We start from the raw sequence: 12,907 nt of genomic DNA on the forward strand, positions 1-12,907 counted from the left end.
TGCTTCAAGTAATAACGAGCGTACTTATAAAATAGCTTTTCATATTTTGTAAGTACGCTCGTTATTACCGCAGAAGCAATCGTTCAAACACCGTCTATCAGGAGGTAAAAGCTCCAGGTTAAAGGCTTGCCAGAAAATAGCTTTTCATATTTTGTAAGGCACGCCGTTATTACCGCAGAAGCCATCAGATACATGGGTCAAGATATTCGCAGGTGGTTTCTTGTGATGGGGGAAGGATTGTGTATTTTTATGATAAGCTTACTTAGAGAGTAGAAAAATTTTTACTATTTATAGAAATCGTTTACAAAGTTAGCATAATATGGTACGATCACTTTGATAAACATTATAATGTTATAAAAGTAGAGAGCGGCAATGGATAAGTTTGTAGGATTGATTGAACAAAAGATTATGCCAGTAGCTAACCGAATTGGAACACAGAGGCACATGACGGCAATTAGAAAAGGAATTATTGCAACGATGCCACTAACGATCGTCGGTTCATTTTTTACGATTTTACTGAACATTCCGATTGAATCTGTGGCAGCAGTGATCGAACCCTATCGGCAAATTTTGGATATTCCTTTTCGTTATACGATAGGGATTTTGGCATTATACGCAACATTTGGGATTGCTTCATCATTAGCAAAAAGTTATAAAGTTGATTCCTTGACGGCTGGTATATTAGCATTGATGTCTTTTCTGATCGTGGCAGCACCACCGACACAGGTATTAGAAGACTTGGAAGGAATCACAGCAGGACGTTATATCAATATTGCGAATCTAGGATCAGGTTCATTATTTGGTGCCATTGTTACAGCAATTATTTCTGTCGAGATTTATCGTTTCTTCATTGAAAAGAAAATTACAATCAAGATGCCTGATGGGGTGCCACCAGAAGTGACAAACTCTTTTGTTGCATTGATTCCTGGAGCGGTGATTTTGATTTTCTTCTGGGTGATCCGACATATGCTTGGTTTTGATCTGAATGGGTTCTTAAGTGAGTTATTGATGCCGCTAAAAGGCATACTTGCAGGGAATAGTTTGTTTGATGGTTTATTAACAGTCTTCTTGATTTGTTTTTTCTGGGTTCTTGGGATTCATGGCCCAGCCATTATGGGACCAGTGATTCGCCCATTTTGGGATATTTCGATTGCTGAAAACATTGATGCTTTCAACGCTGGTGCGAATGCTCATAATATGCCGAATATTTTTACAGAACAGTTTTTACAGTGGTACGTGTGGATCGGTGGCGCAGGAACAACCTTGGCTTTAGTGGTTTTATTCATGTTCTCCAAATCAAAATATTTAAAGAGTTTAGGTCGATTATCGATTTTACCAGGACTATTCAACATCAATGAACCAATGATCTTCGGGGCACCGATTGTAATGAATCCAGTATTAGGGATTCCGTTCATTCTTGCACCGTTAGTAACGACTACTTTGTCATATGTCTTAACGGTTAGTGGTCTCATACCAATGATGACGGCTCGGTTACCATTTGCTATTCCTTCGCCAATCGCGGCTTGGATGAGTACAAACTGGAGCGTAGCAGCTGGCGTGTTAGTTATTGCTAACTTCCTGATCACATTGGCTATTTATTATCCGTTCTTCAAAGTATTCGAAAAACAACAACTGGCTCGTGAAGCAGAAGAACAAGCGCAAGAAGAAGCACCAATGGTGACGGGCGTTACCGAGGAACAAGCATAATAAAAAATGGAGGTTAGGGTTATGAAACGTGCACTAGGGATTTCACTTTACCCAGATCATAGTGATCCAATCAAAGACCAGGAATATTTGCAATTAGCACAACGTTATGGGTTTACCCGTATTTTTATGAGTATGTTAGAAGTAACGGAAGATCCCCTGATCGTAAAACAAAAGTTTCAAAAATTGATTCATTTTGCGAAAGAATTGGGATTTGAAACGATTTTAGATGTTGCTCCCAACATTTTTGAACAGTTGGACATTTCGTATGACGACTTAAGTTTTTTCCACGAAACTGGTGCAGATGGAATCCGTCTTGATTTAGGATTTGACGGCGGAAAAGAAGCTTTGCTGTCATATAACCCTTATCATTTAGCGATTGAGTTGAATATGAGTAATGATGTTGCTTATTTGGATAATATTTTGTCTCATCAAGCAAATAAACCCTTTCTCTATGGGTGTCATAATTTTTATCCTCAAGAAGGAACAGGCTTACCTTACCGATTTTTTGAGTCTTGCAGCCAACGATTTAAAAAACAAGGGTTACGAACGGCTGCTTTTGTTTCTTCTCAGGTGGGAACAATCGGACCGTGGGATATCAATGATGGGTTGACTACGTTAGAGATGCACCGTCATTTACCGGTCCATGTAGCAGCAAAACATTTGTTTGCTACTGGGTTGATCGATGATGTCATTATTGGAAATGCCTACGCATCTGAAGAAGAGCTGCGTATGTTAGGGGAAATGGATCGCTATCAAACAGTATTTACGATCGAGTGGCAGACAGCTGCTCATGAAGTAGAACGACAAATTGTATTAGGAGAACAACATGTTCGTCGAGGAGATATCACTGAACAGGTTATTCGTTCCACTGAAGTTCGAAAAAAATATAAAGATGCAAAAAATGAAGCCCATGACAATGAAAATGAATTTCAAATTGGTGATGTAGTCATTGGAAATGATACATTTGGCAAATACAAAAATGAACTTCAAATTGTTTTAGAACCACATGGGGATGCAAGGAAAAATAAAGTTGGTGCAATTGTACCAGAAGAACATCTCTTACTAGATTTTATCCACCCATGGTCGAAGTTCAAATTTATAGGAAAGTAGGCGTTGTGATGTTCGATTTAGTGATCAGAAATGCTCGTACACTAACTGGCGAAACAATGGATATTGGGATCAATGATGGAAAAATCCAAAAAATCGCAACAAGTATCCCAGAAAAAGGAAAAACAGAACAAACGTTGCAGGCAGGGCACTATCTTTCTGCTGGCTGGATCGATGACCATGTCCATTGTTTTGAGGAAATGACTTTATATTATGATTACCCAGACCAGATTGGTGTGAGTAAAGGGGTAACAACGGTTATCGATGCAGGAACAACAGGTGCCGAAAATATCCATCAATTTTATGAACGAGCAAAAAAAACTAAAACCAATGTGTATGCCTTGTTGAATATTTCAAAGTGGGGCATCGTAGAACAAGATGAATTAGCTGATTTATCCAAGATACAAGCGAATTTGGTCAAAGAAAAATTGACTGAATTTCCAGAATTTATCGTGGGAATCAAAGCCAGAATGAGCAAAACCGTGGTTGGGAATAATGGATTGACACCGCTGGAATGGGCGAAAAAAATTCAAAAAGAGAATCATCAAATTCCTTTGATGGTGCATATTGGCTCTGCCCCACCACATTTAGAAGAAATTTTGCAGCTCCTGGAAAAAGGCGATATCTTGACCCATTGTTTTAATGGGAAAGATAACGGGATTATGGAGAAAGAAACTCATCAGATTAAACCGTTTGTCAAAGATGCCTTAGCCAAAGGGGTGATTTTCGATATTGGTCATGGCACCGACAGTTTTAATTTTGAGGTGGCAAAAGCAGCCTATGACCAAGGAATCAAAGCGGACTCTATTAGCACGGATATCTATATTCGTAATCGAAAGAACGGCCCCGTTTACGATTTAGCGACAACGATGGAAAAATTGCATTTTATCGGCTATTCCTGGTCAGAAATATTAGAAAAGGTAACTTGTGTGCCGGCTGAAAATTTCCATTTAGGAACGAAAGGTCAGATAGAAGTAGATTTTGATGCGGATTTTACAATATTTGAATTTGTTGACCAAGAAAAGATGATTACTGACTCGAATGGACAACAGCAAGTGATCGATCAACAAATCAAACCAGTTAGCGTAGTTATTGGGGGAAAGAGTTATGAGTGTAAGTTATGATAAATTCAATTTAAAAGAAGTGATCAATGCTTCAGGCCGGATGACGATTTTAGGTGTTTCCAAAGTATCGGAATCTGTTTTGGCAGCGCAACGCTTTGGCGGCGAACATTTTTTTGAAATGTCAGACCTGAGTGAAAAAACGGGTGCTTATCTGGCGAATCTCTTAGCAGTTGAGGATGTTCAGATCGTTTCTTGTGCTTCTGCTGGTATTGTTCAAGCAGTGGCAGCGGTTATTGGCAAAGGAAGTCTAACTCATGTTTATCATCCTTATTCAACAACTATCAAGAAAAAGGAAATTATTTTACCCAAAGGACACAATGTTGATTACGGCACATCCGTTGAATTAATGATTCAACAAGGTGGGGGGCAAGTGATCGAGGCAGGTTATGCCAATATGTGTAGCTCTGAACATCTTGAAAGCTGTATCACTGAAAATACCGCAGCGATTCTTTATGTCAAAAGTCACCATACGGTTCAAAAAAGTATGTTGTCAGTAGAAGAAGCAGTAGCAGTTGCTCAAAAACATGAAATCCCGTTGATTGTTGATGCAGCAGCAGAAGAGGATTTATTCAAATACACTAAACTAGGAGCGGACCTAGTGATCTATTCGGGTGCAAAGGCGATCGAAGGTCCAAGTGCAGGAATGGTGATTGGAAAGAATCCTTATATACCATGGGTGCGATTACAGTCAAAAGGGATCGGTCGTTCGATGAAAATCGGTAAAGAGAATATTTTAGGGTTTACTCAAGCGGTCACCGATTATCTTAAACATGGCAGTGAATCTGGTGAGTCAATGAAGCACCGTTTACAACCATTTGTTGAAGAGTTGAATCACATTGATCATTTGTCAGTAACTATTGTTCAAGATCCAGCTGGTCGAGAGATTTATCGAGCGAGTGTTAAAATCAGTGATCGTTCTGCACATTCAGTTATTCAGGCACTAAAAGAAAAAAATCCAGCAGTCTATACACGAGATTATCAAGCGAATCATGGTATCATTGAATTTGACATACGTTCGGTCAATCAAGAAGAAATGAAAAAAATCATTGTTCGCCTGCAAGAAATCATGAATGAAACAAAATTATCTTGAGTGAAAAAGGAGAGAAAAAAATGTCACGAATTCCTAACTATTTACACGATCAAGTTTGTTTGAATGTTTTAGCTAATTCTGTTGAAAATGCGGTGGAGTGTTATGAAGCAGCTGAAGGACATATTTTGCTGGGGGTGCTTTCAAAAAACTATGAAACAGACGAAGCAGCGATTGCTGACATGAAAAAGTATCAAGCAGCAACGAATAATGCGCTATCAGTTGGCTTGGGAGCAGGTGATCCAAATCAGAGTCAAATGGTGACTCGTTTGGCAAAAGTCTTGCAACCACAACATGTGAACCAAGTATTTACTGGAGTGGGTGCTTCACGAGCTGTGTTAGGTCAAAATGAAACAGTGGTCAATGGATTAGTTTCACCAACAGGTAAAGAAGGGTATGTCAATATTGCAACCGGTCCTTTAAGTTCTCAAGGTACAGCAGGCGTAGTCACGATTGAAACAGCGATTCGCTTACTGCAAGATATGGGAGGAACATCAATCAAGTATTTTCCAATGAAAGGGTTAGCACATCAAAAAGAGTATGAGGCGGTAGCGCAAGCTTGTGCCACTTATGATTTTGCATTAGAACCAACAGGAGGAATTGATTTAACCAACTTTGAAGAGATCCTTCAAATCGCTGTCGATGCCAAGGTGAAAAAGATTATTCCTCATGTCTACAGCTCGATTATTGACCCTGAAACGGGCAATACGAAGCCAGAGGATGTCCGGACATTACTACAAATTATAAAAAAAGTTGTCAGCTAAGATGAAAAAAGGTGAGAAAATGAAATTTGGGGCATTCGGAGAAGTGATGTTGCGATTGACACCTCCAGAACACTTGATGCTAGAACAAACCCATACATTAAGACTGGCATATACCGGAACAGGTGTGAATCTAGTTGGTAATCTAGCTCATTTTGATATGGAGAGTTATCTATTGACGGCTCTGCCCGATAATCGCTTAGGCAGTGCTGCGTTAGCTAACTTAAAAAGTATCGGTGTTGAAACGAAGTATGTAATCCAACAAGAACAACATATCGGTACCTATTTCGCAGAAATGGGGTATGGTGTTCGTCCTACTGAAGTTACTTACCAAAATCGAAAACATAGTTCTTTTGGATTGTCTCAAGAAAATGACTATGAATTACAGTCGTTTATTGAAACAGTAGATCTTGTGCATATTTGCGGGATCAGTTTGAGTTTGTCTGATCAGTGTGCCGAAACAGCGATTTCTCTTGCCAAGAAAGCTCATGCTCAGGGAAAAAAAGTATGTTTTGATTTCAACTTTCGGCCAACATTGAACCAGGAACAAGATCAAAGAAACATCTTGAAACAACGCTATGAGGAAATTTTACCTTATTGTACGATTTTATTTGGCTCGATCCGTGATTTGACGGAATTATTAGAATGGCGAACAAGCGATTCAACGAAAAATCCTATCGCCTATATCCAATCCTTTTTAGCTTATTATGACATCGAATGGTTTGCTGGTACGAAACGAACCAGCCATGAAGGAAGAAAACAATTAAAAGGATATTTGATAACCGTTACAGAAGACGTTGAAACACCTTTTTACGAGTTATTTGTTTTAGACCGAATTGGTGCAGGGGATGCTTTTGCGGCTGGGATATTATTAGGATATGCGGAAAACTGGTCAATGACTAGAACCGTCGAGTTTGCAACAGGAAATGCTCGTTTGGCTCACGCAATCCAAGGAGATGTTCCGCTCACAACTAGAAAACAGGTTCAACAATTACTAGATGCGCCAGATGTCGATTTGATTCGCTAAGAAATAGTCTTGCGATGAATGGACGAAATAAAATGCATCGGAGCGTTAAGAAAGTCTTGAAACGGGAATCAGTGTTTCGAGACTTTTTGACATCATTTTAATATTAAAAGTTAGTTTTTAGTAGATAGCGGATCAGCCAAGAGTTTATCAAGCAGAAGGTAAAAATCCAGAAATGATTGAATAGAGTTGCAACTGTAGCGGTCGTTTTAGATCGCTAACTTTCTCTATTGTTTTTAGGGTCTAAAAGAAGGAGAAATATTTTTGACAAAAATCTGGGAGAAAAACAGTACAGTTTTTTGTAGGTTTTCGTTTTATCTTGACTACCACGTAAGCGATCAGTATTATAAGGAACAGATAGAAACAGCCAAATAAAAAAAGGCACCTCCATTTCTAGTGGCAGCCAGAAACAGAGGTCTTGAAAAAGTCAACCACATTGACCAATCAAGTTTGCCATAGTCAATGGAAACCATCAACTTCGTTTATTGTATCGAATCTTAAAGGAGAAATCTACCTTTTTTGATGAGAAAAATAGATGAACTACATGTGTTTTATTTACTGTGCCATAAATGGATTGGATACGATGTGTCCAGTCCATTTTTTTATCCAAAAACATACACCTGAGGATAACGAGTAAAATGAAGGTAGCAAGTGCAACAAATAGGGGAGAGTTTACTTGGGCGAGTAAAGTGCGTCAATGTTGGTTTTGGCTTTTTCAAGGAACATAAAAAAAGCACATGTTTTAGAATAAAAGCATTTGGCTGTTTCTATCGTTTTTCAAGATCAGAACAATAATTGAGTGAGCCGTCGTACCATGAGATAAAACCGATATATTGAAGGAATGTAGATTTTCTTTCAAGTATTGGCTTATTTTTTTGCTATTAGATAAAAAGTTGGTCTTTCTTATTGGTTGTCAAAATGTGATGAATATCAGAAAATAGAACAATTCAAGAAAGCATTTGATTGGGGAGTTCATATACATAAAATTTTTAGCGAAACATTTACAGATAATGAAACATAACAATTATTTTATCAAATTTTTTGCGAGAAAAGAATGATGCTAGATTCTCGTTAAATGAGTGAATGTTATTGTCAGAACACGATGAAAGCAAGCTTTCTTAATTAAGAAAGTCGTTTCAAATTTAAATATTTATGTTATTTAATATTTTTTTAAAATAAAAAAGATTAAAAAAGTTTTCGCCAACAAACACTAGATATAGTGTTTGTTTTCTTATATACCACTAAAAAATCACAAAATCTAGTCTTTTATTTTAAAAAAACAAGTGTAAAATGAAGTTAGACTTTTGAGTTGGGATGTGTTTTTTTGAAACTAACAGTTTTTTGTGGCTCCCGTTTTGGTAATAAAGAAAGCTATAAATTTATTGCCCAAACGTTAGGAAAATATATGGCTCAAGAAGAGATTGAGCTGGTTTATGGTGGATCAGAATCGGGTATCATGGGAGTTTTCAGTCAGACTTTACTAGAAAACAATGGGAAAGTCACTGGTATCTATCCAACAGGGCTTTTTGATTCTGAGTTACCGAATACAAATGTAACAACTTTTATTCCTACCGAGACAATCGACGAACGAAAAGTATTGTTATTTGAACAAGGAGATGCTGTTTTGATCTTTCCTGGAGGATTGGGAACCTTAGAAGAGTTTTCTCAACTTTTATCTTGGATGGCCATTGATTTAACAGCGAAGAAACCGATTGGTATTTTAGATATCGGAGGATATTATGAAGGTTTAAAGACGTTATTAGAAACGTTTGCCAAAGAAGAATTTATGGATGCCAAATGGCTGGATTACGTCTTTTTTTCAAATAACCCATTAGAACTAGTCGATTTATTACGCGCAGAAGTAAGTGAAACACAACTATTATTAGAGGAGGCAAATTAATGAGTCAAATTTATTTAGCAGGTCCATTCTTTTCAGAGGAGCAAGTCGAGCGTGTTGCTCGTATCGAAAAAGCATTGGAAGAAAATCCAACGGTGACTGGTTTTTATTCACCAAGACATCATCAAGAAAGTAATTATGAAATGTTTAGTGCAGGTTGGGCACAAGAAGTTTATGAAAAAGATATGGCAGAACTAACAGCAGCTGATTACGTAGTAGCTATTTTAGATTATGAACATCAAATCATTGATCCAGGGACAGCTTATGAATTAGGGGCAGCAACAATGATGAAAAAACCAATGATTGTTTTCCAAGAAGAGACTGTTCCAACTAATTTGATGATTACTCAAAGTTTGCATACTTATTTAAAAACAGTTGACGAAGTACGTGACTACGATTTTAAAACATTACCAGTAACGAAATACGTAGGCGAGTACTTATAGAAATAGAAAGAGGAAGGATTGCATGTCAGTGATATTAATTTCAGGAACGATTGGTGCAGGAAAAAGCAGTTTGACAGATATGCTTGCGAAAGAAATCGACTCAAAACCATTTTATGAAAGTGTTGAGGACAATGAAGTGTTACCACTTTTTTATTCAAATCCAGAACAGTATGCTTTTTTATTGCAAATTTTCTTTTTGAATAAACGATTTTTAGCGATGAAAAATGCTTTAGTGGATGATGATAACGTGTTAGACCGTTCGATCTATGAAGATAGCCTGCTATTTCATTTAAATGCAGATCTAGGTCGAGTGACCGATATTGAAGTGCAACAATATGATAATTTATTGGATACGATGCTTAACGAGTTAGACGATGTTGCTCCTAAGAAACGTCCAGACTTGATGGTTCATATCAAAGTGTCCTTGGATACAATGTTGGATCGCATCAAAAAACGGGGTCGTGATTATGAACAGCTGGAAAGTGATGAGACACTTTATGACTATTATCGCTCTTTAAATCAACGTTATGATCAATGGTATGAAGATTTTGATGTTTGTCCGAAGATTCAAATCGATGGTGACCGCTTCGATTTTGTTGAAAAGCCAGAACATGCAAAAGAGGTCATTGAACAAATCCAACAAAAATTAGCAGAATTAAGCGATGTAGAGGCAGGGAAATACTTTACTGAGAATCAACATGCAAAAGGACAAGGACTGGGTCAGTAAACAGTCATAATGTTCCATTTTAAAAAGATGATGACATCGTTCATTTTAAGAAACAAGCTGGAAAACCTCCAAGATAGTCGAAACGATTTGGAGGTTTTCTAGCTTGTTTTTGATAGAGCGGTTCCTGAAAAGACATGATTCGAAAGAACACAGTTCGATAGTAATCAATTTATCAAGGAAAAAGCTGTTTTTGGCTAAGTGAAAAAGATAGTAAAAATAGATCAAAAGATTTGAACGTGTCTTTTGACATCTTCAAATCTTTTGACCTATTGGTATCCTGCCATACTTATACAAAATAAGGCCGAGACTTTATTTAACAGTTAAAACATCCGCATGTCTTTCTTTCGTATAGGATTCAAATGACTTAAATGAATCTTTTACAGTTTTATGACAGTGATCGCAAATACTTAAGCTTCCTTGATCACTAAATTCGGTATGAATATTTTTACTGGTTGTACAAGTACAATAATCATGACTATCAAATATACTCATTTTTTTCTCCTTTATCACATTGTGCTTACCCAATATACCAGAAAGAAATGGCAGAAACAAAAAAATTAAGAGAAATTAACAAATTCTCTTAATTCCGGTTAATTCCTAGCGAGTGAGCCATGTCAGCTCTCGTTTTTTTGTACGAAGTGACAAGAAAACAGCCAGAACAGTTGCAAGTTTTTTCAAAAATAAAAGCTGTTCTAAAAGTTTTTCCTTTACTGATCAGGTCAAGTCGGTCTTTTTAGGTCTTTTACAAACTATAAATATTTCCGTCCTGATCTTCGATTCGGTAGTTTCCGATCTTTTTGAAGGTAACGGATACTTCTTTACCATCTTCTTTACCAGAGATGGTATAAGTGTCTGCTTCGGTCTTGATCTTGATATCATTGAGTACTGTTTTTTCTTGAGAAGTACTTGCGGTATCTTTTTCAGTTCCTGTATAGGTACGTGTCCATTCCATTTTATGATCGCTAAAAATGATTTGCCCACTGACTAAATTCATGTCTTTGCGGACTTTTAATGAATAGTTACTGTTACTGATATCCTCTTTTTCAGCTTGTAGAGTCGATGAATCTGTCGTTTGGTCTGCTGAGTTACCAGATCCACCGAATAGGCTGCATCCTGATAAAGTAAAACAGCTGACAAGCGAAAGAACCATGATGACTAATTTCTTCAAAATATTTCCTCCATTGTATGATACAGCTTTAACTACAAACGGTGTGAATCCGCTAGTCAACCAAGTTGGCTGGGTTTCTGTCGTTGCGTTTACTGTGACTAATAAATTAGTATAGCTTCTATTATAAGATTTAGGAATACTAGCTTTTGTCTATTCCATTTAAAAAAGGTGTTTATGTCTCTTCTATTCAATCTCATTTCTTTACAGATGTCAACTCCCCTTCAAAAGGACTGGTTTGCTCAGTACAGCAAATGAAGTAGGGGTGTACGAGTCGTTTCAACTAAATAAAACGTTTGCTAAATTAACTTGTAACTGGCGTAAGCGTTTGCTATATTGAGTAGGGAACAAGTATTATTTAGCAAATAAACTGAACTCTTTAATAGAAGGTGTGAGTGGATGACAAATTATCAATTTCCAAGTAATTTTTGGTGGGGATCAGCCGCAAGTGGCCCGCAAACAGAAGGTCGTGTTGCTGGCGATGGTAAAGGAGAGAATATTTTTGATTATTGGTTTAGCCAAGAACCAGAAAAGTTCTTTGATCAAGTAGGTCCTGAAAAGACATCACAAGTGTACACGAAGTATAAAGAAGACGTTCAATTAATGAAACAAACTGGACACAATAGTTTTCGTACTTCGATCCAATGGAGTCGCCTGATTCCTGAAGGGACTGGCGAAGTGAATCAACAAGCTGTTGATTTTTACCATGCGTATTTCGATGAATTGATCGCTAATGGCATTGAACCATTTGTGAATTTATATCATTTTGATATGCCGATGCCTTTGCAAGAAAAAGGCGGATGGCTCAATCGGGAAACGGTTGAAGCGTATGAAAGGTATGCTAAGATTTGTTTTGAATTATTTGGGACGAAAATCAAAAAATGGTTTACCCATAATGAACCAATCGTGCCAGTTGAAGCTGGGTATCTTTACCGTTGGCATTACCCGGAAGAGTCCGATATGAAAAAGGCGATCCAAGTAGGCTATCATGAAGCGCTGGCTTCTGCATTAGCCGTCAAAGCGTATCATTCCATGGCATTAGATGGCTCAATCGGAATCATTTTGAATCTAACACCAAGCTATCCTCGGGATGAAAACAACCCAGAAGATGTCAAAGCAGCTCAATTAGCTGATGCCTTTTTTAATCGTTCGTTTCTTGATCCAGCAGTTAAAGGTGAGTTCCCACCAGAATTGATCGCCATTGTGAAAGAATTAGACATGGTACCAGCGATGCAAGAAGATGACTTAGCGATCATTAAAGAAAATACCATTGACTTATTAGGGATCAATTATTACCAACCAAGAAGAGTCAAAGCGAAAGAAACCCCGATTGATCATGAAAATGGACCAATGCCAGAAGATTATTTTGATAATTATGAAATGCCAAATCGTAAAATGAATCCTTATCGTGGTTGGGAAATTTATGAAAAGGGAATTTATGATATCTTAATCAATGTTCGAGACCATTATGGTAATATTGACTGTTTCATTTCTGAAAACGGTATGGGTGTTGAAAATGAAGCACGTTTTATCGAAGAAGATGGGATGATCCACGATGATTATCGCATTGAATTTGTCCAAGAACATCTAAAATATGTTCACCAAGCAATCGAAGAAGGTGCTAATTGCTTGGGGTATCATATGTGGACGTGTATGGATAACTGGTCGTGGACCAATGCTTACAAAAATCGTTATGGATTTATTTCCGTTGATTTAGCGAATGATGGTAAACGGACGATCAAAAAATCTGGTCACTGGTTTAAAAAACTATCTGATACCAACCAATTTACAATATAAAAAAGTCAACGTTCCTCTTGATCCGTTTAATAAACGGTCAAGAGGAATATTTTTGTTTGTTTGAAAAA

General features: G+C 37.4%; 12 protein-coding genes. 10 read left to right on the forward strand and 2 right to left on the reverse strand.

Annotated features, from left to right (window positions below; genetic code table 11):
* The first annotated feature begins 372 nt into the window (after positions 1-372).
* The 9 genes from IGL30_RS02575 (at position 373) to IGL30_RS02615 (ending at position 9,877) form a co-directional block, all read left to right on the forward strand.
* Positions 373-1,707, forward strand: a complete 1,335-nt coding sequence (locus IGL30_RS02575) for a PTS sugar transporter subunit IIC (RefSeq protein WP_088744988.1) — start codon at positions 373-375, stop codon at positions 1,705-1,707.
* Positions 1,708-1,728: 21 nt separating this feature from the next.
* Complete coding sequence (locus IGL30_RS02580; protein WP_123875044.1) at positions 1,729-2,817, forward strand: DUF871 domain-containing protein; 1,089 nt, start codon at positions 1,729-1,731, stop codon at positions 2,815-2,817.
* Between the two features lie 8 nt (positions 2,818-2,825).
* Complete coding sequence (locus IGL30_RS02585; RefSeq protein WP_123875043.1) at positions 2,826-3,938, forward strand: amidohydrolase/deacetylase family metallohydrolase; 1,113 nt, start codon at positions 2,826-2,828, stop codon at positions 3,936-3,938.
* Positions 3,922-5,028 (forward strand): DgaE family pyridoxal phosphate-dependent ammonia lyase, encoded by a 1,107-nt coding sequence (locus IGL30_RS02590; protein WP_088744987.1) that lies wholly within the window; start codon positions 3,922-3,924, stop codon positions 5,026-5,028. Before IGL30_RS02585 ends, IGL30_RS02590 begins: the two co-directional genes overlap by 17 nt.
* A gap of 20 nt (positions 5,029-5,048) precedes the next feature.
* The gene (gene dagF / locus IGL30_RS02595) at positions 5,049-5,789 is read left to right on the forward strand and encodes a 2-dehydro-3-deoxy-phosphogluconate aldolase (RefSeq protein WP_088744986.1); all 741 of its coding nucleotides are present in this window, start codon (positions 5,049-5,051) and stop codon (positions 5,787-5,789) included.
* A 19-nt stretch (positions 5,790-5,808) separates the two neighbouring features.
* The gene (locus IGL30_RS02600) at positions 5,809-6,813 is read left to right on the forward strand and encodes a sugar kinase (RefSeq protein WP_088745033.1); all 1,005 of its coding nucleotides are present in this window, start codon (positions 5,809-5,811) and stop codon (positions 6,811-6,813) included.
* 1,321 nt (positions 6,814-8,134) lie between these two features.
* Positions 8,135-8,710 (forward strand): TIGR00730 family Rossman fold protein, encoded by a 576-nt coding sequence (locus IGL30_RS02605; RefSeq protein WP_010719927.1) that lies wholly within the window; start codon positions 8,135-8,137, stop codon positions 8,708-8,710.
* Entirely contained in the window at positions 8,710-9,150 is a 441-nt protein-coding gene (locus IGL30_RS02610) for a nucleoside 2-deoxyribosyltransferase (RefSeq protein ID WP_010719926.1), read from the forward strand. The genes IGL30_RS02605 and IGL30_RS02610 overlap by 1 nt, the downstream gene beginning before the upstream one ends.
* 22 nt (positions 9,151-9,172) lie before the next feature.
* A complete protein-coding gene (locus tag IGL30_RS02615; protein ID WP_010719925.1) occupies positions 9,173-9,877 on the forward strand; it encodes a deoxynucleoside kinase in 705 nt (234 codons plus the stop codon).
* Between the two features lie 309 nt (positions 9,878-10,186).
* On the opposite strand, the gene IGL30_RS02620 is transcribed toward IGL30_RS02615, so the two are convergent.
* Both IGL30_RS02620 and IGL30_RS02625 read right to left on the reverse strand, forming a co-directional pair.
* A complete protein-coding gene (locus tag IGL30_RS02620) occupies positions 10,187-10,369 on the reverse strand; it encodes a hypothetical protein (protein ID WP_010719924.1) in 183 nt (60 codons plus the stop codon).
* 250 nt (positions 10,370-10,619) lie between these two features.
* On the reverse strand, positions 10,620-11,045 hold the full coding sequence (locus tag IGL30_RS02625; protein WP_010719923.1) for a hypothetical protein: 426 nt from the start codon (positions 11,043-11,045) through the stop codon (positions 10,620-10,622).
* A gap of 396 nt (positions 11,046-11,441) precedes the next feature.
* On the opposite strand from IGL30_RS02625, the gene IGL30_RS02630 reads away from it, so the two are divergent.
* Entirely contained in the window at positions 11,442-12,839 is a 1,398-nt protein-coding gene (locus tag IGL30_RS02630) for a glycoside hydrolase family 1 protein (RefSeq protein WP_088744985.1), read from the forward strand.
* Positions 12,840-12,907 lie beyond the last annotated feature (68 nt).

Origin of the sequence: Enterococcus sp. DIV1089c (assembly GCF_050530965.1) — a bacterium.
GTDB lineage: Bacteria > Bacillota > Bacilli > Lactobacillales > Enterococcaceae > Enterococcus_B > Enterococcus_B hirae.